This window comes from Corynebacterium sp. HMSC072G08 (assembly GCF_001809185.1).
GTDB classification, from domain to species: domain Bacteria; phylum Actinomycetota; class Actinomycetes; order Mycobacteriales; family Mycobacteriaceae; genus Corynebacterium; species Corynebacterium phoceense.
The window spans coordinates 1-20,750 of the sequence record NZ_KV796404.1 but is presented as its reverse complement, the minus strand read 5'-3'; the positions used below and the strand labels follow the sequence as shown (position 1 = coordinate 20,750).

Annotated in this window: 19 protein-coding genes; all 19 read left to right on the top strand. The window is 62.0% G+C overall.

What is annotated here, in order from left to right:
• The first annotated feature begins 127 nt into the window (after positions 1-127).
• The 19 genes from infC to tyrS all read left to right on the top strand — a co-directional run bounded on the left by infC (position 128) and on the right by tyrS (position 20,451).
• Positions 128-697 carry a translation initiation factor IF-3 gene (gene infC / locus HMPREF2559_RS03400; protein ID WP_141629043.1) on the top strand — a complete coding sequence of 190 codons (570 nt, stop codon included), beginning with the start codon at positions 128-130 and terminating at the stop codon, positions 695-697.
• A gap of 38 nt (positions 698-735) precedes the next feature.
• On the top strand, positions 736-930 hold the full coding sequence (gene rpmI, locus HMPREF2559_RS03395; protein WP_066484451.1) for a 50S ribosomal protein L35: 195 nt from the start codon (positions 736-738) through the stop codon (positions 928-930).
• Between the two features lie 57 nt (positions 931-987).
• On the top strand, positions 988-1,371 hold the full coding sequence (gene rplT, locus HMPREF2559_RS03390) for a 50S ribosomal protein L20 (RefSeq protein ID WP_066484446.1): 384 nt from the start codon (positions 988-990) through the stop codon (positions 1,369-1,371).
• Between the two features lie 375 nt (positions 1,372-1,746).
• Entirely contained in the window at positions 1,747-2,556 is an 810-nt protein-coding gene (locus HMPREF2559_RS03385; RefSeq protein ID WP_066510321.1) for a TrmH family RNA methyltransferase, read from the top strand.
• Between the two features lie 250 nt (positions 2,557-2,806).
• On the top strand, positions 2,807-3,853 hold the full coding sequence (gene pheS, locus HMPREF2559_RS03380; protein ID WP_066484436.1) for a phenylalanine--tRNA ligase subunit alpha: 1,047 nt from the start codon (positions 2,807-2,809) through the stop codon (positions 3,851-3,853).
• A gap of 29 nt (positions 3,854-3,882) precedes the next feature.
• Positions 3,883-6,417: a phenylalanine--tRNA ligase subunit beta gene (gene pheT / locus HMPREF2559_RS03375; protein WP_070539531.1), complete on the top strand. Its 2,535-nt coding sequence runs from the start codon at positions 3,883-3,885 to the stop codon at positions 6,415-6,417.
• Positions 6,418-6,676: 259 nt separating this feature from the next.
• Positions 6,677-7,156, top strand: a complete 480-nt coding sequence (locus tag HMPREF2559_RS03370; RefSeq protein ID WP_148138769.1) for a hypothetical protein — start codon at positions 6,677-6,679, stop codon at positions 7,154-7,156.
• 149 nt (positions 7,157-7,305) lie between these two features.
• Positions 7,306-8,352, top strand: coding sequence for an N-acetyl-gamma-glutamyl-phosphate reductase (gene argC / locus HMPREF2559_RS03365; RefSeq protein WP_070539529.1), 1,047 nt, complete (start codon positions 7,306-7,308; stop codon positions 8,350-8,352).
• A gap of 58 nt (positions 8,353-8,410) precedes the next feature.
• A complete protein-coding gene (gene argJ, locus HMPREF2559_RS03360) occupies positions 8,411-9,565 on the top strand; it encodes a bifunctional glutamate N-acetyltransferase/amino-acid acetyltransferase ArgJ (protein WP_066484418.1) in 1,155 nt (384 codons plus the stop codon).
• 13 nt (positions 9,566-9,578) lie between these two features.
• Entirely contained in the window at positions 9,579-10,514 is a 936-nt protein-coding gene (argB, locus tag HMPREF2559_RS03355) for an acetylglutamate kinase (RefSeq protein WP_066510304.1), read from the top strand.
• Positions 10,511-11,704, top strand: a complete 1,194-nt coding sequence (locus tag HMPREF2559_RS03350) for an acetylornithine transaminase (protein ID WP_066510302.1) — start codon at positions 10,511-10,513, stop codon at positions 11,702-11,704. The genes argB and HMPREF2559_RS03350 overlap by 4 nt, the downstream gene beginning before the upstream one ends.
• Before the next feature lie 3 nt (positions 11,705-11,707).
• The gene (argF, locus tag HMPREF2559_RS03345) at positions 11,708-12,631 is read left to right on the top strand and encodes an ornithine carbamoyltransferase (RefSeq protein ID WP_066510300.1); all 924 of its coding nucleotides are present in this window, start codon (positions 11,708-11,710) and stop codon (positions 12,629-12,631) included.
• Between the two features lie 21 nt (positions 12,632-12,652).
• Positions 12,653-13,132: an arginine repressor gene (locus tag HMPREF2559_RS03340; RefSeq protein ID WP_066484402.1), complete on the top strand. Its 480-nt coding sequence runs from the start codon at positions 12,653-12,655 to the stop codon at positions 13,130-13,132.
• Positions 13,133-13,351: 219 nt separating this feature from the next.
• Positions 13,352-14,566 carry an argininosuccinate synthase gene (locus HMPREF2559_RS03335; RefSeq protein ID WP_066484400.1) on the top strand — a complete coding sequence of 405 codons (1,215 nt, stop codon included), beginning with the start codon at positions 13,352-13,354 and terminating at the stop codon, positions 14,564-14,566.
• A gap of 6 nt (positions 14,567-14,572) precedes the next feature.
• Entirely contained in the window at positions 14,573-16,012 is a 1,440-nt protein-coding gene (gene argH, locus HMPREF2559_RS03330) for an argininosuccinate lyase (RefSeq protein WP_066484398.1), read from the top strand.
• 219 nt (positions 16,013-16,231) lie between these two features.
• Complete coding sequence (locus HMPREF2559_RS03325; protein ID WP_066484395.1) at positions 16,232-17,740, top strand: amino acid permease; 1,509 nt, start codon at positions 16,232-16,234, stop codon at positions 17,738-17,740.
• 61 nt (positions 17,741-17,801) lie between these two features.
• Positions 17,802-18,830, top strand: a complete 1,029-nt coding sequence (locus tag HMPREF2559_RS03320; protein ID WP_066484716.1) for an ornithine cyclodeaminase — start codon at positions 17,802-17,804, stop codon at positions 18,828-18,830.
• A gap of 112 nt (positions 18,831-18,942) precedes the next feature.
• Positions 18,943-19,125, top strand: a complete 183-nt coding sequence (locus HMPREF2559_RS03315; protein WP_066484388.1) for a Trm112 family protein — start codon at positions 18,943-18,945, stop codon at positions 19,123-19,125.
• A 66-nt stretch (positions 19,126-19,191) separates the two neighbouring features.
• A complete protein-coding gene (tyrS, locus tag HMPREF2559_RS03310; RefSeq protein ID WP_066484386.1) occupies positions 19,192-20,451 on the top strand; it encodes a tyrosine--tRNA ligase in 1,260 nt (419 codons plus the stop codon).
• The last annotated feature ends 299 nt before the right edge of the window (positions 20,452-20,750 follow it).

The following is a 20,750-nucleotide window of genomic DNA, read 5'->3' as shown; positions in this document are numbered from 1 at the left end:
CGGAGTTTCTCCCACCTGATGCCGCGTCTCACGCGTTGGCTCAAGGTAAAAGGGTCACCAGGCTTTCGGGTTTGGCAATTCTTTCGAGAGCTCCCGGCTGTGCACGCACAGACCGGGATTTTCGTTTGTGGTCGAGGTAGGCACACTACGAATCATCTTTATCAAGGAGACCACAATCAGCGCTGAAGCTCGCATTAATGAGCGTATCCGAGTGCCCGAGGTCCGACTCGTCGGCCCGGGCGGTGAACAGGTGGGCATCGTCCGTACCGATGATGCTCGCAAGCTCGCTTATGAAGCAGACCTAGATCTGGTCGAGGTTGCACCGAAGGCCAAGCCGCCGGTCGCCAAGATCATGGACTACGGCAAGTACAAGTACGAGCAGGCCCAGAAGGCTCGCGAGGCTCGCAAGAACCAGCAGCAGACTGTGGTGAAGGAACAGAAGTTCCGTCCGAAGATCGATGAACACGACTACGAGACCAAGAAGTCGAACGTGGTGCGCTTCCTGGAGAAGGGTTCCAAGGTCAAGGTGACCATCATGTTCCGTGGCCGCGAGCAGTCGCGTCCGGAGCTGGGTTTCCGCCTGCTGGAGCGTCTCGCCGAGGACGTCCAAGAAGTTGGCGTCGTCGAGTCGCGCCCCAAGCAGGATGGTCGCAACATGACCATGGTTTTGGGACCAGTCCGCAAGGGCAAGAAGTAGAACGAACAGAACTTTCGGGAATTAAGGACTTAACTCTCATGAAGCAGAAGACCCACAAGGGCATGGCCAAGCGTATTAAGGTGACCGGTTCCGGCAAGCTGCGCCGTGAGCAGGCTGGTCGTCGCCACCTGCTCGAGGGCAAGCCCTCCAAGCAGACCCGTCGCCTCAAGGGCGAGAAGGATGTCGCTCAGAACGACATCAAGCGCGTTAAGCGCCTGCTCGGCCGCTCCTAATAGCGCCGAATCAACCCACACTCAATAAACCACTAGATTTTTTAAGGAAGTATTACTGTGGCACGAGTCAAGCGCTCCGTTAACGCTAAGAAGAAGCGTCGCGCAATCCTCAAGTCCGCTAAGGGCTACCGCGGCCAGCGTTCCCGCCTTTACCGTAAGGCCAAGGAGCAGTGGCTGCACTCCATGACCTACGCTTACCGCGATCGTCGCGCCCGTAAGTCTGAGTTCCGCAAGCTGTGGATCCAGCGCATCAACGCTGCTGCCCGCATGAACGACATCACCTACAACCGTCTCATCCACGGCCTGCGCCTGGCTGAGATCGAGGTTGACCGCAAGATCCTCGCTGACCTTGCCGTTAACGACTTCGAGGCATTCTCCGCTCTCTGCGAGGCCGCTAAGGCTGCGCTGCCGGAGGACGTCAACGCTCCGAAGGCTGCCTAATTACTTAGGCTGAAGCTTCTTATGCCTCCTTCCACGTTTCTCGTGGAAGGAGGCGTTTGCGTTGTCTAAGCAGGCTTGTAAGGAAACACGCATGAAGGCAAAGAGTTGGATGGGGGGCATTGCTCGGAGCGTGGGGCGGATTCGCTGGCGCGCCCGTGTGCTTTTAAGGCGTTGCGTTGGAACACTCAACCGATGCGGCTCGCAGCTTTGGGTTTATGGCGCCTTGGGGCCTCCGTTTGGGCCTGAGGCGCCATAAAACCAAAGTTGGCGTCGTGTGGCAGTAGCGCGCTATGTCTGGCTCGGGGTTGCGCCCGGCGCGGCTCCGCGAGCGAGGAGGTTGGAAGGGGCTCTGGCGTGGCTGATAGATTTGGGGGCATGAACCTCGACTTCGATAATGCCTTTACTGAGCGCACCCCGCGCATCGTCAACGCCGCCAAGCTGCACCGTTCCAAGGAGCGCAAGAAGGCAGGAAAGTTCATTATCGAGGGCGAAAATGCCGTCGACGCAGCAGTGTCGACCGGCGCCGCCACGGATATCTTTGTCACCGAGGCCGCCGCGCAGCGCTTTGACTATATCTTGACGGCCGCTGGCTACATGGACGTCTACGTCCACCCGATTACGGATAAGGCGGCGAGGCACCTGTCCGATACCGCAACGACCACGGGCCTCTTCGCGCTGTGCAAGCCCGTGTTGTGGTCCGCCGGCAAGATCCTCGCTGGCAAGCCGCGGCTGGTCTCCGTGCCCGTGCTGACCTCCGAGCCGGGTAATGCGGGCACGCTCATCCGTACCTCGGACGCGATGGGCGCGGACGGCGTCATCTTCGCGGGGGAGACGGTGGACCCTCTGGGCTGTAAGGTGGCGAGGGCATCGGCAGGCTCGCTGTTCCATGTCCCCGTTGCGCGCGAGCAGAACATTAAGGACGTGCTGGGACAGCTGCGAAAGTCCGGCATGCAGATCCTCGCTACGGCGGCCGATGGGGAAGTAGACCTCGCGGAGGCTGACCTCACCCAACCCACCGCTTGGCTCTTTGGCAATGAGGCCCACGGCTTGGGCGAGTTGCTCGAGGAAGCCGACGTCCGCGTGCGCATTCCCATCCGGGGCCGCGCTGAGTCCCTCAACCTCGCGACGGCGGCATCGATTTGCCTGTACGAGTCTGCGCAAGCGCTGAATTCTTCAGGCGCCTAACGCGTCGCTTGTGCGCCGTGCGCTTGCTCTTGACAACCCCCAAGTCGCTGGGGCGGGAGCCGTGACCCTCTGCGTCATTGCCGCGGAAGGAGCTGGTGGCTATGTGTGGCGGAAGATGACGTACCACGCCCGCCGGGACCGTTCTACTATGCCTGTGCACGGGGCGCCTATCCCGGTTGCCTGTCGGACTATTGAACTGCGCTAAGATAGCGGGCGTTAGTTTTCGCGCAAGAAGAAGGTTTTAAGGCACGTGTCCGACACTCCTCAGATCGAATTGACCGAAGCTGCGCTGGGCGCGGCTGCCGAATCCGCCATCGCGGCCTTCGACGCCGCTACGACGCTCGATGAGCTCAATGCCGCTCGCCGCGAGCACCTGGGTGACCAGGGCTATATCCCGCGGGCCCGCATGTCGCTGGGCCAGCTGCCGAAGAACGAGCGCAAGGACGCCGGCAAGGCCGTCAACATGGCCCGCGGCCGCATGGAAAAGCGCTTCGCACAGGTCAAGGAGGTGCTCGAGGCGCAGGCGCGTGAGGCACAGCTCAAGGCCGAGACCGTTGACGTTACGGTACCGACCACTCGCGCACAGACCGGTGCGCTGCACCCGATTACGACGCTGTCCGAGCGCATCGCCGACATCTTCATCGGCATGGGCTGGGAGATCGCGGACGGTCCCGAGGTCGAGGCCGAGTACTTCAACTTCGACGCGCTGAACTTCAAGCCGGACCACCCGGCCCGTACCCTGCAGGACACTTTCCACGTCTCGACGGCAGGATCCAAGCAGGTTTTGCGCACGCACACCTCGCCGGTGCAGGTGCGTACGATGCTCTCGCGCGACGTTCCGCTGTACATCGCCTGCCCGGGCCGCGTGTTCCGCACGGATGAGCTCGACGCGACGCACACTCCGGTCTTCCACCAGGTTGAGGGTCTTGCCGTGGACAAGGGTCTGACCATGGCGCACTTGCGCGGCACGCTCGACCACCTGGCCAAGGTCCTCTTTGGTCCGGAGACGAAGACGCGCATGCGCACCAACTACTTCCCGTTCACCGAGCCCTCGGCCGAGGTCGACGTCTGGTTCCCGAACAAGAAGGGCGGCGCCGGCTGGATCGAGTGGGGTGGCTGCGGCATGGTCAACCCCAACGTGCTCCGCGCCGTGGGTGTGGATCCGGAGGAGTACACCGGCTTCGCGTTCGGCATGGGCCTGGAGCGCACCCTCCAGTTCCGTAACGGCCTTACTGACATGCGCGACATGGTCGAAGGCGACGTTCGTTTCACCCTGCCGTTCGGCGTGCAGGCATAACCAAGAACCCAGAAAGGAAGAAAAGAACAATGCTTATTTCCCAGAGCTGGGTCACCCGCCTGCTGGATGCAAAGAACCCGGGCTGGTCCGTTACCGCCGAGGACCTCGACGCTGGCTACGTCCGCGTCGGCTTCGAGACCGAGGGCTACGAGCACCTGCCCGAAATCAAGGGCCCGCTCGTCATCGGCCGCGTCGAGTCCTTCGAGGAGCTCGAGGGCTTCAAGAAGCCCATCCGCTACTGCCAGGTCAACGTGGGCGACGCCAACGGCACGGGTGAGTTGCAGGGCATTATCTGTGGCGCCCGCAACTTCCGTCTCGGCGACTACGTCGTCGTCTCGCTTCCGGGCGCGGAGCTGCCCGGCGGCTTCAAGATCGCTGCGCGCAAGACCTACGACCACATCTCCAATGGCATGATGTGCTCGGCCGCGGAGCTCGGCATGTCCGAGAACTCCGCGGGCATTATCACCTTGGGCGAGGAGGTCGCTGACCTCGTGGGCCAGGACGCCCGTCCGGTTATCGGACTCGACGACACCGTCTTCGACGTCAACATCACGCCGGACCGTGGTTACGCGCTTTCGTTGCGTGGCCTCGGCAGCGAGGTTGCCTCTGCCTTCGGCCTCGAGTACGCCTGCCCGGCCGAAGATCCCTCCGTCGTGGGCATCGATGTCTCCGGCGTTCCGGCACCGAGCGGTGAGCTCATCGATGTCGACCTCAAACCGGAGACCAAGGCCGTGCGCTTTGGCCTGCGTAAGGTCACCGGCATCGACCCGAACGCCCGCACGCCGTTCTGGATGGAGCGCGAGCTCATGCTGTGCGGTCAGCGCCCAGTCAACCCGGCGACGGACGTGACCAACTACGTCATGCTCCTGCTCGGCCAGCCCATGCACGCTTTCGACGCGAACGCCATCGAGGGTAACCTCGTCGTGCGTAACGCGCAGGCGGGCGAGAAGTTCGAGACCCTCGACCATGTGAAGCGCGAGCTTGACGCAGAAGACGTCGTCATCTGCGATGACAATGGCATCCAGTCCCTCGCGGGCGTCATGGGCGGTACCAAGTCCGAGATCGCGGACGACACCATGGACGTCTATTTCGAGGCCGCGAACTGGGATCCGATCACCGTGGCGCGCACCTCGCGCCGGCACAAGCTGTCCTCTGAGGCGTCGCGCCGCTTTGAGCGCGGCGTGGACCCGGCCATCGTCGAGGCTGCCCTCGATATCGCCTGCGCGCTGCTGGTGCAGATCGCCGGCGGCACCATCGAGTCCGGCCGTACGCTCGTGGGCGAGGTTCCTGCGCGCGAGCAGATCACGCTGCGGGCCGCGAAGCCGGCCGAGTACGCGGGCGTTGACTACTCGCGTGAGACCGTCATGAGCCGTCTCTACGAGGTGGGGTGCGAGATCGAGCAGTCTGGTGAGAACCTCCTGGTCACCCCGCCGACGTGGCGCTCCGACATCACGATGGACGTCGACCTCATCGAGGAAATCCTGCGCCTCGGGGGTCTGGAGGATATCCCGACCATCCTGCCGACCCCGGTGGGCGGCCGCGGTCTCACCCCGGCTCAGAAACGTCGCCGCGCCATAGGCCACGGCCTGGCCTACGCGGGCTACGCCGAGGTCATCCCGGCGCCGTTCGTCCGCAACGACACCTTCGACGTGTGGGGCCTGGACGCTGATGACGAGCGCCGCAAGACCGTCGAGGTCCAGAACCCGCTCGAGGCCGACAAGGCTATCCTGTCCACGACGCTGCTGCCGAACCTCCTCGAGACCATCGCTCGCAACGTCGCTCGCGGCCGCACGGATCTGGCCCTTTACGGCCTGCAGCAGGTCTCCTTCAAGCGTGCGGATGCTTCGCCGATGCCGTCGGTCGAGTCCCGTCCGTCCGAGTCCACGGTCGAGGAGCTGCTGGGCACCCTTCCGTACCAGCCGCTACACGTCGCGACGGTCGCTTCCGGCAACATTGAACACGAGGGTCCCTGGGGCCAGGGCCGCGCGTACACCTACGCCGATTCCATCGAGTCCGCACGCCTCGTCGCGCGCGCCGCTGGCCTGGACCTGGCCGTTGAGTCGGCCTCCGAGCTGCCGTGGCACCCGGGCCGTTGCGCCGCCCTCAAGGTCGCGAACGCGGACGGCACGGTTGCTGCCGATGCCCCCATCGTCGGCTACGCCGGCGAGCTCCACCCACAGGTCGTTGAGGCCTTGGGCCTTCCGGCCCGTACCTGCGCCATGGAGCTCGACGTCACGGCGCTGCCGCTCGAGGAGCGCTTCCCGGCGCCGGTGCTCTCCGCTTTCCCGGCGCTGCACCAGGACATCGCCCTTGTCGTCGACGAAGCGACACCGGCCGAGGACGTGCGTCGCGTGATTGAAGAGGGCGCGGGCGACTTGCTCGAAAACGCTGCGCTCTTCGACGTCTTCCGTGGAGCGCAGCTGGGCGAGGGTAAGAAGTCTCTGGCCTTCACGCTGCTCTTCCGCGCGGGCGACCGCACGCTCACCGATGAAGAGGCCAACGAGCACCGCCTCGCCGCGGCCGAGCTGGCCAAGGAGCGTCTCGGCGCTGAGATGCGCGCGTAGTTACGTTTGCGTCTGAGGAACGGCACGACCATGTCGATGGTCGTGCCGTTTGCCTGTCGTGGGCGGAGCCGAGCGTACGCGCCTGTGGTCGACCATGGCACCGGAGCGCGGGCGGAGTGCGTTGCGCTGTCTGTGCTGACGGAATGTTGTGTGCCACGGAGCGGTGTCCAGTGAGGTGTTCGACGAAATAATGTTGCACACAGGGTGATGCGGATCATATTTTGGGAGTGGAATTGTTTCCCAAACTCAAGGACCTATCATGACCCATCGCTTCTTTTCCTCTTTGGCCCGCAGGGCAGCCGCCGTCCTCGGCGGTACCGTGCTGGCCAGTGCGCTGTTGGGAGCCCCGGCTGCTCAGGCGCAGAATCTGCGCGGCCTGTCGAACGCGGACGGCACCATTCAGTGTGAATACGGCGACGTGGGTGGCACGTACATCCGCTGCCACAGCCCGGGCGCACGCGCCACGCGCACTGAGTGCAATCCACCCAACTATCTCGTTCCGCGCGTTCAGTATTCCAACGGTGAGTCGTGGGCGGACTGCTTCAATCAGGGGCTGTCGGTGACGAACTCTAAGAAGCTGCGCCCGGGCGAGGTATTCCAGTTCAAGGAGCTTGCGGTCATCGCTGACCTGCAGGGTGGCCTGCACCTGGTGAGCCCTAGTGGTTACGCCGGTTACGTGGGCAAGACGGCTATTGATGATGCCTCCGGCATGGGCAAGGTGTCTTCCCGCGCTGTCTAAGGAAGCGCATCGGGCCGACACCGCGCCGCTTCGAGTGACGCCGCGTGCGACTCGGGGCGGTGCGTCGTGCGGCGTGGGGGATTCGGTCGGGGGAAAGAAATAGCGCCTGCATAATTTACAGTCGATTGCATATTTGCTAGGATGTCTCCATGGCTATCACAGTTGCAGTTGCAGGCGCCTCCGGTTACGCCGGTGGCGAAGTCTTGCGCCTTCTTTTGAATCACCCGGCGTACCTGTCGGGTGAGCTCGAGATTGGCGCCCTGACCGGACACTCCACCGCGGGGGAGTCCGTGGGCGCGCTTATGCCGCACCTTCCGCAGCTGCGCGAGCGACGTATCGTCGATACGACTGTCGAGAACCTCGCCGGCCACGACGTTGTCTTCTTGGGTCTGCCGCACGGCCACTCCGCGGAGATCGCCAAGACGCTGGGGGAGGAGGTTCTCGTCATCGACTGTGCCGCGGACTTCCGTTTGAAGGATAAGGCGGCCTGGGACGCCTACTACGACGGCGAGTACGCGGGCAGCTGGCCCTACGGCATCCCGGAGATGCCGGGGCACAGGGAAGCCATCGCGCAATCCAAGCGCGTGGCCGTGGCCGGATGTTTCCCCACGACCACAACGCTGGGTGCGTTGCCGGCCGTCGCCAAGGGGCTCATCGAGCCGGACATCTCGGTAATCGCCGTGACCGGCGTGTCCGGCGCGGGCAAGAAGGCCTCCGTGGCGCAACTGGGCGCAGAGACGATGGGCAACGTGCGCGCGTACAAACCGGGCGGCTCGCACCGCCACACGCCGGAGATGGTGCAGAACCTCTCCGAGTACTCGCAGCAGGGTCCAGTCGCCGTGAGCTTTACGCCTGTGCTGGCGCCCATGTCGCGCGGCATCCTTGCGACGATCACAGCCAAGCTTGCCCCAGGCGTGGACGCTGCGGCGGTGCGCGCAGCATACGAAGAGTTCTACGCAGACGAACCGTTCTGCCTCGTGCTGCCGGAAGGCCAGCAGCCGGAGACCCAAAACGTGGTGGGGTCCAACATGGTCCACATCCAGGCGCACGTCGATGGCATCACGGGTCGCCTCATCGTCACGGCAGCGCTCGACAACTTGTGCAAGGGTACCGCCGGTGGCGCGGTGCAGTGCATGAACCTGGCGCTCGGCCTGCCGGAGACCGCAGGGCTGCCGCAGGCGGCGGTGGTCCCCTAAAGGGGCGGATTGACGATATTGAGCCAACTAGATGCAGGGTGAAGAGGAAAATAGAAACATGACTATCGGTGTACTCGCAGCGCAGGGTTTCGCGGCCGGCGCGACGACGGCAGGAATCAAGCCGTCCGGAAAATCAGACATGGCACTCGTGGTCAATGAGGGCCCGGAATTCAACGCCGCCGGCGTCTTTACGCGCAACCGCGTCAAGGCCGCACCCGTGAAGTGGTCGCAGAAGATTATTGCTGATGGATCGCTCCACGCGCTCGTCATCAACGCAGGCAACGCGAATGCGTGCAACGGCGCTCAAGGTGACGAGGACGCGCAGGCGATGGCCGAGGCCACGGCGCAGGCGCTAGGCGTTGATGGCACGGACGTCGCGGTGTGCTCGACGGGCCTCATCGGCGAGCCCATGCCTATGGACAAGGTGCTCGCGGGTATCGAGTCCGTAACAAAGCTCGGCGCGGCGGGCAACGACGCCGCGATGGCAATTATGACGACGGATACGGTCTCTAAGGAAGTCGGTGTCGAAGGCAACGGGTGGACCCTCGGCGGCATGGGCAAGGGCGTGGGCATGATGGCGCCAAACCTCGCCACCATGCTCGTGTGTCTCACCACGGACGCGAAGGTGACGCCGAAGGCTCTGCGTGCGGCGCTGGAGGCGGCATCGGCAGTAACGTTCAATACCTTGGACGTGGACGGCTCGACGTCGACGAACGACACCGTCATCATCATGGCCAACGGTGCGTCCGGCGTGGAACCTACCCAGGAGGAGCTCAACGCGGCGGTACTCGAGGCCTGTGCCGGCCTAGCCGACATGATGCAGGCTGATGCCGAGGGCGTGACCAAGCGCGTGAAGATCACCGTCGAGGGCGCCGATTCGGACGCCGAGGCGCTCAACGCCGCGCGCACCATTGGCCGCGACAACCTGTTTAAGTGCGCGATGTTTGGCTCAGATCCGAACTGGGGCCGCGTACTCGCAGCCGTGGGCATGGCGGATGCCGCCATGGAACCGGAGAAGATTTCCGTCTTCTTCAATGACCAGCCGGTGTGCGTGAACTCCACTAGCGCGCCTGGTGCCCGCGATGTGGACCTCTCCGGCGAGGATATCGACGTGCGCGTCGACCTCGGCACCGGCGGACCGGGCTCCGCCTTCGTGCGCACGACTGACCTCTCCCACGCCTACGTCGAGATCAACTCGGCGTACAGTTCCTAAGGCGGCCGATACCATGATGAAAGGTCTTACCGATCAGGATCGTGCGACAGTCCTCTCTGAGGCACTGCCGTGGCTTCAACACTTCCGCGACAAGATCGTCGTCGTGAAGTACGGCGGCAACGCGATGGTGGACGACTCGTTGCGGGAAGCATTCGCCAAAGACATGGTTTTCCTGCGCACCGTGGGCGTCAAGCCCGTGGTCGTTCACGGCGGCGGGCCTCAGATTTCCCAGATGCTGGCACGCACGGGCCTGGAAGGCGAGTTCAAAGGTGGCTTTCGCGTCACCACTCCCGAGGTTCTTGAGGTCGTACGGATGGTGCTCTTTGGAAAGGTGGGCCGCGAACTCGTGGGGCTCATCAATTCCTACGGCCCCTATGCGGTGGGCACCTCCGGCGAGGATGCCGGGCTCTTTACCGCCGAAAAACGACTGGTAGAAGTCGACGGGACTCCCACGGATATCGGCCAAGTCGGCGATATCGTTGACGTTAATCCAGCAGCCTTGATGGATATCATCGATGCGGGCCGGATTCCGGTGGTCTCGACGATTGCGCCGGGCACCGACGGCGAGGTTTACAACATCAACGCTGACACCGCAGCGGGTGCGCTGGCCCAAGCAATCGGCGCGGAGCGCCTGCTCATCCTCACCAATGTTGAGGGCCTCTATACCGACTGGCCAGACCGCGATTCCTTGGTGTCCAAGATTGAAGCGGCGCAACTCGCGTCCCTGCTGCCGCGGCTCGATTCGGGCATGATCCCCAAGATGGAGTCGTGCCTGCGGGCCGTCGAAGGTGGCGTCGCCGCTGCCCACGTCATCGACGGCCGTTCGGCCCACGCCGTGCTCCTTGAGCTGCTTACCCCCGGCGGCATCGGCACGATGGTGTTGCCCGATGACTACAACCGCAACGAATACCCCGACGGAACCATCTTCAGGAAGGACGATCGCGCATGAGCGACAACAACAAGGGCCTCGTAGCCCGGTGGGGCGACAACCTCATGGACAACTACGGCACGCCGCCCATTGGCATTGTCTCCGGCTACGGCTCCATCCTCGTAGGCGAAGACGGCAAGGAATACATCGACTTACTCGCCGGCATTGCCGTCAATGCGCTGGGACAGGCACACCCCAAGGTCGTTGAGGCCGTCACGGAACAGATCTCTACGTTGGGTCACGTGTCTAACCTCTTCGCGTCGCAGCCGGTTATCGACGTGGCGGAAAAACTGCGGGCTCGTGTCGGAGATACTTCTGCCCGCGTTATCTTTGCCAACTCCGGCGCCGAAGCCAACGAGGCGGCCTTCAAACTCGCGCGTCTGACTGGCCGCCGGCGCATACTGGCCGCTGAACACGGTTTCCATGGCCGCACGATGGGCTCGCTCGCGATGACGGGGCAGCCCAGCAAGCGGAAGGCCTTTGAACCGATGCCCGGTGGAGTGGAGTTTTATCCCTACGGGGATATCGACTACTTGCGAAAGCTCGTAGAGATGAACCCCTCGGACACCGCAGCTATCATCCTGGAACCGATTCAGGGCGAAACCGGGGTCATCCCGGCGCCGGAGGGCTTTCTCCAGGGGGTGCGCGCTCTCTGTGATGAAAATGGGATGCTCATGATCGTCGACGAGGTGCAGACCGGAGTCGGCCGTACGGGCGAATTTTTTGCGCACACGGCGGCCGGGGTTAAGCCCGATGTCATCACTATGGCGAAAGGGCTCGGCGCCGGGTTACCTGTTGGCGCGTGTATAGCACGGGGAGCGGCAGCGAAACTATTCACGCCGGGATCGCACGGTACGACATTCGGCGGAAACCCGGTAGTCTGCGCAGCGGCCAACGTTGTACTGGACTTATTGGACGAGGACTTCTTGGCAGAGGTAGCGCGCAAGGGCGAGCTATTTGTGCGTGAGCTGAGCACAATACCGTATATTATGCAGATCCGCGGACGAGGGCTTATGCTGGGAGCCGTATTAAATGCACCCGTGGCCAAGCAGATTGTCGCGAAGGGGCTTGAGCACGGACTCATCCTCAACGCGCCGGCAGCTGACGTTATTCGTTTGACGCCGCCGCTCATCATCACCGACGAGGAAATTACTCGGGCAGCCGCGGGACTGGCAGCCGTTGTCGAGGAGATTGAAAAGGAGGAAGCCTAGACCATGCGCCATTTTCTCGTAGACGATGATCTGTCGCCGGCGGAGCAAGCAGAGGTGCTCGACCTTGCTGCACAGATGAAGGTGGACCGCTTTGCGCACCGCCCTCTCGAAGGCCCGCAGTCGGTTGCCGTGCTCTTCGATAAGACATCGACGCGCACTCGCTTCTCCTTTGAAGCAGGTATCGCGGAGCTGGGCGGCCACGCTGTTGTGACCAACACTGGATCGACGCAAATGGGCAAAGGAGAGACGCTGCAAGACACGGCGGCGGTGCTCTCCCGTTATGTTTCGGCCATTGTGTGGCGCACCTATGACCACGCCAATTTTGCGGCTATGGCGGAGACTACGCGCGTGCCGCTCATCAACGCGCTGTCTGAGGATTTCCATCCGTGCCAAATCCTCGCCGACTTGCAGACGATCCGTGAGAACTTTGGAGCCACCCAAGGGTTAAAGGCGGTCTACCTCGGCGATGGCGGCAACAACATGGCCAACTCGTACATGATTGGTTTCGCCACCGCCGGTATGGACATCGCTATTGTCGCGCCACCGGAGTTCCAACCCCGCGCAGAGTACGTGCAGCGCGCCGAAGCGCGAGCGGAGCTTACGGGGGCGACCGTGACGGTTACGGAGTCGCTTGACGCCGTTGCAGGTGCCAATGTTGTGATCACTGATACCTGGGTGTCGATGGGACACGAAAATGACGGGATCGACCGCCGGACGCCGTTCCTGCCGTACCAGGTCAACGGCGCTGTCATGGACCGTGCGGCGGAAAACGCCATCTTCCTGCATTGCCTTCCGGCGTACCGCGGCAATGAGGTGGCGGCCAGTGTCATCGACGGCCCGCAGTCGCGGGTATTCGACGAAGCAGAAAATCGCCTGCACGCGCAAAAAGCCGTGCTTGCGTGGCTGCTTCGCCACCAAAACGATTAACAAACGAGGAGATCAACCCCCATGCCCACCAACCCGGCCAATCGCAACGCGCGCCAAGCAAAGATTTTGGAAATCCTTGATCGCTCGCGCGTGACGAGCCAGGTGCAGTTGTCTGAAATGCTGCTCGAAGAAGGCATCGACATCACGCAGGCCACGCTGTCGCGTGACTTAGATGAGCTGGGGGCCAAGAAGGTCAAGCGGGACGGTGGTCGCTCGTTTTACATGGTGGGTGGTGAGCTCGAGCAGTTCGATGACCAGGTCAATGGACCGCGGGAGAAATTGCGTCGCATGCTCGATGAGCTCGTCACCACCACGGATCACTCAGGCAATATCGGCATGCTGCGCACACCCGCGGGCGCGGCGCAATACCTGGCGTCCTATATCGACCGTGCTGGGATTCCAGATGTTGTGGGCTGTATTGCTGGCGATGACACGATCTTCATCCTGGCTCGAGATCCGATCACTGGTGAGGAATTGGTGCGCAATTTGGTGCGTAATTAGTTGATGTTTTAGCCCTGCTCCCGCGCTGCGCCGCTGTCCGGCTCCCGCGGGTGGCAGGGCATGAGTGCCTCCACCGTCATAGACCATTTTCCGCGGTCAGGCGGTTGCACAGTGCGCGCGCAGTCATCATCGAAAGGGAGTGTTTTACATCCCGCATACGTTTCGTATATTATCGAGTCTATTGTATTATTTCCACAATCTCGCAAGGAGATAGAAACCATGACTGCACGCGTTGTGCTCGCGTACTCCGGTGGCCTGGATACCTCGGTCGCCATTCCGTACCTCGCTAAGATGACCGGCGGCGAGGTCATTGCCGTCTCGCTCGACCTAGGCCAGGGTGGCGAGGATATGGAGTCCGTGCGTCAGCGCGCACTGGACTGTGGCGCCGTGGAGTCCATCGTCGTGGACGCCAAGGACGAGTTCGCAGACAACTACTGCCTGCCGGCCATCCAGGCCAATGCCATGTACATGAAGCAGTACCCGCTGGTCTCTGCTATTTCCCGCCCGCTCATCGTCAAGCACCTCGTTGAAGCTGCCCAGGAGCACGGCGGCACGCATGTCTCCCACGGCTGCACCGGTAAGGGCAATGACCAGGTCCGCTTCGAGGTCTCCTTCCGCGCCCTCGACCCGTCCCTGGAGATCATTGCACCGGCGCGTGACTACGCCTGGACTCGTGATAAGGCGATTGCCTTCGCTGAGGAAATCAAGCTGCCCATCGAGCAGTCTGCGTCCTCGCCGTTCTCTATCGACCAGAACGTCTGGGGCCGTGCCGTCGAGACCGGCTTCCTCGAGGACCTGTGGAACCCGCCCACGAAGGATCTCTACGCCTACACCGAGGATCCTGCCCTGGGCAACGCCCCGGACGAGGTCGTCATTTCCTTCGAGGAAGGCAAGCCTGTCGCCATCGACGGCAAGAAGATGACCGTCCTGCAGATTATCGAGGAACTCAACCGCCGCGCCGGCGCTCAGGGCATCGGCCGCCTCGACATGGTCGAGGACCGCCTCGTGGGCATTAAGTCCCGCGAGATTTACGAGGCACCGGGCGCCATCGTCCTCATCAAGGCCCACGAGGCCCTCGAAGACGTCACCGTGGAGCGCGAGCTCGGCCGCTACAAGCGCCTCGTCGACTCCCGCTGGTCCGAGGAGGTCTACGACGGTCTGTGGTTCAGCCCGCTCAAGCGCTCCCTCGACGCCTTCATTGGCGAGACCCAGAAGACCGTCTCGGGCGATATCCGCATGGTTCTGCACGCGGGTACCGCCACCGTCAACGGCCGCCGCTCCTCCCAGTCGCTGTACTCCTACGATCTGGCCACCTACGACACGGGCGACACCTTCGACCAGACCGCAGCCAAGGGCTTTGTCCAGCTTCACGGCCTGTCCACCCAGATCTCCAACCAGCGTGACCGCGAGGGCGGTTTCCCCACCGGAAAGTAGGTTCACATGGAGCAGCACAAGACGAACGAAGGCGCGCTGTGGGGCGGCCGCTTCTCCGGCGGCCCGTCTGAGGCCATGTTTGCCCTGTCCGTGTCCACGCATTTCGACTGGGTGCTCGCTCCCTATGACGTGCTGGCCTCCAAGGCCCACGCCAAGGTCCTGCACAACGCCGGTCTGCTCACGGACGAGGATTTTGCCACCATGCTCAACGGGCTCACGCAGCTCGGCGAGAAGGTCGCTTCGGGCGAGTTCCGCCCGCTGCCCACAGACGAGGACGTCCACGGCGCCATGGAGCGCGGCCTCATCGATATCGTTGGCCCCGAGGTCGGCGGCCGCCTGCGCGCGGGCCGTTCCCGCAACGACCAGGTCGCCACCCTCTTCCGCATGTGGGTCCGCGACGCCGTGCGCGACATCGCCATCCAGGTCACTGAGCTTGTCGATGCCCTCTCGGCCCAGGCCGCAGCCCACCCCGATGCCATCATGCCGGGCAAGACCCACTCCCAGGCCGCCCAGCCCGTCCTGCTTGCGCACCAGCTGCTCGCGCACGCGCAGCCGCTGCTGCGTGACTGCGAGCGTATCCAGGATCTTGACAAACGCCTGGCCATCTCGCCCTATGGCTCGGGTGCCCTGGCGGGTTCCTCGCTGCACCTGGACCCGGAAGCCATTGCGGAGGAGCTCGGCTTCGATTCCGCTGCGGAGAACTCCCTTGACGGTACGTCCTCGCGTGACTTCGCGTCCGAGACGGCCTTCGTCCTGGCTCAGATTGCGATCGACATGTCGCGTCTGGCGGAGGAGATCGTCTACTGGTGCACGCCGGAGTACGGCTATGTGACTCTCGACGACGCATGGTCGACGGGCTCGTCAATTATGCCGCAGAAGAAGAACCCGGACGTCGCCGAGCTCACGCGCGGCAAGACCGGCCGCCTCATCGGAAACCTCACCGGCCTTCTGGCAACCCTGAAGGCGCAGCCACTCGCGTATAACCGCGATTTGCAGGAGGACAAGGAGCCCATCGTGGACTCCGTGGCGAACCTCAACCTGCTGCTGCCCGCGTTGACCGGCCTAGTCTCTACGTTGACCTTCCACGAGGACCGCATGCGCGAACTGGCCCCTCGTGGTTACACCTTGGCCACTGACTTGGCCGAGTGGATGGTGCGCCAAGGGGTGCCGTTCCGTGAGGCACATGAGGCATCGGGAGCATGCGTGCGCATCGCCGAGTCCCGTGGCGTTGACCTTATCGAGCTGACCGATGAGGAGCTCGCCAGTGTCGACGCGCGACTGACACCGGCTGTACGCGAGGTACTTACTATCGACGGTGCGGTTGCGTCGCGCTCAACGAAGGGCGGCACCGCCGGTGTCCGCGTCGCCGAGCAGCGAGCCAATGTCGATGAACTTGCCGCCGACTTTCGGTCGTGGGCCGCCACCCCGGTGATACCCCACAAGTAAACGGCATATCCCCCGGACGTGGGGGTTAACGATAGTCCTATTGAAAATGGCCCAGCACGTAGTGTGCTGGGCTTTTTTGTGTCTCGCTACTCTGTGTCAAGTGAGACACGACTTAAAATAAGTGAAACCAGTCACTGAAAAGCGTGCTTTTCGTTACTCTTCTATGTCGGCGAAGGTTTTCGCGAAGAAATTTACTAACTGTCTGTGAAGGTACACCGCATGTCTATAACTTCTCGTCCGGCGCCCTCAGAAGAGGGACGCGCGGTCTTTGACGCTGAGGATCATGGTCTTCAGCAGGGAATGGGCAAGCGCCAGCTGCAGATGATTGCCATCGGCTCCGCCATCGGCACAGGTCTTTTGCTTGGCTCAGGTAGCCGTCTGCAAACTGCTGGCCCCTCGCTCGCCATCCTTTATCTCATTTGTGGCTTCTTTGGCTACATCATTCTCCGGGCCCTCGGCGAACTTATTGTCTACCGCCCGAGCTCTGGTTCCTTCGTTTCTTACGCTCGTGAGTTCTATGGAGAAAAGGCCGCCTTCGTCACGGGGTGGCTCTATTGGGGCAACTGGGCTATGACCCTCGTTGCCGACGCAACGGCGGTCGCGATTTACATCAAGTGGTTTGGCCAGTACACCACGTGGCTTGATGGAATTCCCCAGTGGACACTCGCCCTCGTCGTGGTCGGTTTCATCTTCTTCTTCAACATGCTCTCCGTCGCTATCTTCGGCAAGCTCGAGTATTGGTTCTCGATGATCAAGGTCGTTGCACTGGTGATCTTCATGCTCATTGCCATCGGCGTCCTCATTCTCGGCCACCCAGAGGGGACTCCCACCGGCTTTAGCCTCATTACGGACAACGGCGGATGGATGCCGAACGGCCTGCTGCCCGCAGTGATCGTAATTCAGGGCGTCGTGTTCGCCTACGCCGGCATCGAGCTCGTTGGCACCACCTCGGGTGAGACTGAGGACGTGCAAAAGCACATCCCGTCGGCCGTGAACTCGGTTCTCTTCCGCATCGTGGTGTTCTACTTCGGTTCTATCCTGTTGCTCACGCTCGTTCTTCCCTACACGGCATACGCCTCGGATACCTCACCGTTCGTCGTATTCTTCGAGTCACTCGGCATCCCGTACGCTGCCGCTATCTTCCAGTTGGTCGTGATTACCGCCGCCATCTCGTCGCTCAACGCCGGGCTGTATTCGACTGGGCGCATCATGTACAACATGTCGCAGGCTGGCTCCGGCCCTGCCTTTGGCAAGCGCATGTCAGACTCCGGCGTGCCCTACGGCGGCATCGTCATGGCTGTGCTCGTCGCACTAGCTGGAGTTTTCCTCAACTACGTGGTGCCCGAAATGGCCTTCGAAATCGTCTTGAACCTCGCAGCTCTTGGCACCCTCGCGTCGTGGGTCGCCATCGTTTTGGCACACCAGCGCTTTGTTCGTCTAGCCGCGCGCGGGAAGTTTACCCGCCCGGATTATCGCTCGCCCTTTGGCGTCGTTGGGGATTGGGTGACGGTGATCTTCGTAGGCATCGTCCTCGTGCTCATGGCCTTCGACTATCCCATCGGCTCCTATACGCTGCTCGCGACCATCGGCCTCATTCCCGTCTTCGTTGGCCTGTGGTTCTTGTGGCGTGACCGCATCAACGCCATCGCGGAGGAGCGCAAGCGCACGCATCTGCCAAGCTTCCGCTTTACGGCGGATCCGCACCAAGATCTGCACCCGAAGCGGTAACATCTTGCTTCGGCCACGCTGAACACATTTTGACTTTGAGAAAGGACTCATTTCCCCAATGATGATTAAGTTTGTCGACGTGACCAATATGGCCCGCTGGATCCAGCGTGATGGAGTTGAAAACATCATCACCGGCATGGTCGACTACCTCGAGCGCGACTACAAGCGCTGGGCTCGTTTCGACAAGATCCCGCGAGTAGCTTCGCATACGCCCTTTGGCGTAATCGAGCTCATGCCGACGTCCGACGGCGAGGAATACTCGTTCAAATATGTCAACGGCCATCCCTCCAACCCCGCACGCGGTTTCCAGACCGTGACTGCTTTTGGAGTTCTTGCGGACGTAGATAACGGTTATCCGACCTTCGAAGCGGAGATGACCCTTCTCACCGCCTTGCGCACTGCTGCAACGTCCGCGATGGTGGCAAAACACCTCGCCCGCCCGGATTCCAAGCGCATGGCCATGATCGGCGCTGGCTCTCAATCCGAGTTCCAGGCCTTGGGCTTCCGCGGTGTCCTCGGCATTGAGGATCTCACCATCTATGACATTGACCCAGCGGCGGTAGAGAAATTCAAGCGCAACCTCGAGCCGCTTGGCTTCAACATCACGGTGTGCTCGAGTGTTGATGAAGCAGTGGTAGGTGCCGACATCATCACCACATGCACGGCCGACAAAGCGCAAAACCAGATCTTGGCCGAGCGTCACGTCGCCCCCGGCGTGCACCTCAACGCGGTGGGCGGTGACTGCCCAGGAAAGACGGAGCTCGAGGAAAAGATCCTTGATATGTCGAAGGTGTTCGTCGAGTTCCCCGAGCAGACCCGTATCGAGGGCGAAATCCAGCAAAAGCCAGCAGACTTCCCAGTCGTCGAGTTCTGGAAGGTGCTTACCGGCGAAGAGACAGGTCGCGATAATCCTGAGCAGATTACGTTGTTCGATGACGTCGGATTTGCCATCAATGATTTCTCTGCGCTGCGCTATGTGCGCGATGCAGTTGCGGGGACGGATCTAGAATCTGAGATCGACATCATCGCTAATCCCGACGACCCAAAGGATCTCTTCTCACTCGTTGCCCACGTCCCAGCTCCGCTCTGATCTGGTCTGACCCGGGTCGTACCGGATGACTGGTGCGACCGCTCGAGGGGGTGAGTACGCCGCGCGTGCCTGACGCAGTCTGCGCGCGGCGTCCCGTGTACCCTATGAAGTTATGAGTCTCGATCCGAAGTTGCTAGAGGTCCTTGTTTGCCCGCAGGACAAGGGCCCTTTGACGTATCTGGAGGACAAGCAGGTGCTTGTCAATGAGCGCAAGGGGATTGCCTATCCCATCGAAGATGGCATCCCTGTCATGCTCGTCGATTCCGCCATGGCCTGGCCACCGGACGCCGCCTAGGCGCGAAATTTTCCACACGTCACAGCCGCGCACAGCGGCTACTTCGAAGAGAAAGATCACACTTCCATGAACATCATTGATGAGCTGCAGTGGCGCGGCCTCATTAATCAGTCCACCGACCTTGATACGCTCCGTGAAGCGTGCGAGAACCCCATCACGCTTTACTGTGGGTTCGACCCGACGGGCGATTCCTTGCACGCCGGCCACCTTGTCCCAATGATCATGTTGCGGCGTTTCCAAAAAGCTGGACACCACCCGCTGGCGCTGGCCGGTGGCGCAACCGGCTTCATTGGTGATCCCCGCGACGTGGGGGAGCGCTCCATGCTCTCCGAAGAAACCATTCAGCACAATCTCGAGGCCATTAAGAAGCAGCTGCGCCGCTTCGTCGACTTCGACGGTGAGAACCCCGCCGAGATGGTCAACAACGCTGATTGGACTGCGAACATGTCCGTCATCACCTTCCTGCGCGACGTGGGTAAGAACTTCTCGCTCAACACCATGCTCGACCGTGACACGGTCAAGCGCCGCCTGGAGTCCGACGGCATTTCCTACACGGAGTTTTCCTACATGCTGCTCCAGGCCAACGACTTCCTCACGCTGCACCGCGAGAAGGGTTGCGACCTGCAGATCGGCGGCGGCGACCAGTGGGGAAATATCGTCTCCGGTGTCGACCTTATCCGTCGCGTGGACGGCGACAAGGCCCACGCCCTGACCGTTCCTCTTGTCACCGACGCGCAAGGCCAGAAGTTCGGCAAGTCCACCGGTGGCGGCAAGTTGTGGCTCGATGCGGAGAAGACCTCCCCGTACGCCTGGTACCAGTACTTCCTCAACGCCGGTGATTCCGTGGTCATCGACTACCTGCGTTGGTTCACCTTCCTCACCCAGGAAGAAATCGCCGAGTACGAGGAGAAGGTCGCCAACGAGCCCTTCCGCCGCGAAGCCCAGCGCCGCCTGGCACAGGAGATGACGAACCTCGTTCACGGCGAGGATGCCACCAAGGCTGTAGAGCTCGCCGCCCAGGCTCTCTTCGGCAAGGCCGAACTCACCGAGTTGGACGAGGCCACCCTTGCCGGTGCTCTCCAAGAGACCACCGTCGCCGAGATCGCCGCTGGTGAACAGCGCACCATCGTCGATCTGCTCGTCGCCTCCGGTCTCGCCGACTCTAAGGGTGCGGCTCGCCGCACCATTAAGGAAGGCGGTGCCTACGTGAACAATGCACGCATTGAGTCCGAGGACTGGGAGCCGGCCGACGAGGATCTGCTCCACGGTTCCTGGCTCGTGCTGCGCCGCGGTAAGAAGAACTTCGCTGGTGCGAAGCTTGCCTAGCTAGCACAGCTGCAAGGTCGTTGGCTGTGGTTTCCACAGATTCACCGCCCTAAGTTCGTCCCCCTCGCCCTCGTGACGTGGGGGACTTCGTCTTTAACCTGCAGATTTGTGGGAAACAACGGAGCTGTGTAGATTATTTCAAGTCGCCGCGGAAACGAGGTGACAACGACATGAACTGCAGGTTGACAAGCCTTAAAGACTTGCACTACAGTGAGTGTGCGACTGCTTCGAGAAGGGGTATCCCGATAGGATGAAACTTTTTGAGTGCGGATGATGTTTGAGAACTCAATAGTGTGCCA

Excerpts from the sequence above, each read along its gene's own strand:
- rpmI (WP_066484451.1), top strand. The coding sequence starts at position 736 with ATGAAGCAGAAGACCCACAAGGGCATGGCCAAGCGTATTAAGGTGACC.
- HMPREF2559_RS03385 (WP_066510321.1), top strand. The coding sequence starts at position 1,747 with ATGAACCTCGACTTCGATAATGCCTTTACTGAGCGCACCCCGCGCATC.
- pheT (WP_070539531.1), top strand. The coding sequence starts at position 3,883 with ATGCTTATTTCCCAGAGCTGGGTCACCCGCCTGCTGGATGCAAAGAAC.
- HMPREF2559_RS03370 (WP_148138769.1), top strand. The coding sequence starts at position 6,677 with ATGACCCATCGCTTCTTTTCCTCTTTGGCCCGCAGGGCAGCCGCCGTC.
- argC (WP_070539529.1), top strand. The coding sequence starts at position 7,306 with ATGGCTATCACAGTTGCAGTTGCAGGCGCCTCCGGTTACGCCGGTGGC.
- argJ (WP_066484418.1), top strand. The coding sequence starts at position 8,411 with ATGACTATCGGTGTACTCGCAGCGCAGGGTTTCGCGGCCGGCGCGACG.
- argB (WP_066510304.1), top strand. The coding sequence starts at position 9,579 with ATGATGAAAGGTCTTACCGATCAGGATCGTGCGACAGTCCTCTCTGAG.
- HMPREF2559_RS03350 (WP_066510302.1), top strand. The coding sequence starts at position 10,511 with ATGAGCGACAACAACAAGGGCCTCGTAGCCCGGTGGGGCGACAACCTC.
- argF (WP_066510300.1), top strand. The coding sequence starts at position 11,708 with ATGCGCCATTTTCTCGTAGACGATGATCTGTCGCCGGCGGAGCAAGCA.
- HMPREF2559_RS03340 (WP_066484402.1), top strand. The coding sequence starts at position 12,653 with ATGCCCACCAACCCGGCCAATCGCAACGCGCGCCAAGCAAAGATTTTG.
- HMPREF2559_RS03335 (WP_066484400.1), top strand. The coding sequence starts at position 13,352 with ATGACTGCACGCGTTGTGCTCGCGTACTCCGGTGGCCTGGATACCTCG.
- argH (WP_066484398.1), top strand. The coding sequence starts at position 14,573 with ATGGAGCAGCACAAGACGAACGAAGGCGCGCTGTGGGGCGGCCGCTTC.
- HMPREF2559_RS03325 (WP_066484395.1), top strand. The coding sequence starts at position 16,232 with ATGTCTATAACTTCTCGTCCGGCGCCCTCAGAAGAGGGACGCGCGGTC.
- HMPREF2559_RS03320 (WP_066484716.1), top strand. The coding sequence starts at position 17,802 with ATGATTAAGTTTGTCGACGTGACCAATATGGCCCGCTGGATCCAGCGT.
- HMPREF2559_RS03315 (WP_066484388.1), top strand. The coding sequence starts at position 18,943 with ATGAGTCTCGATCCGAAGTTGCTAGAGGTCCTTGTTTGCCCGCAGGAC.
- tyrS (WP_066484386.1), top strand. The coding sequence starts at position 19,192 with ATGAACATCATTGATGAGCTGCAGTGGCGCGGCCTCATTAATCAGTCC.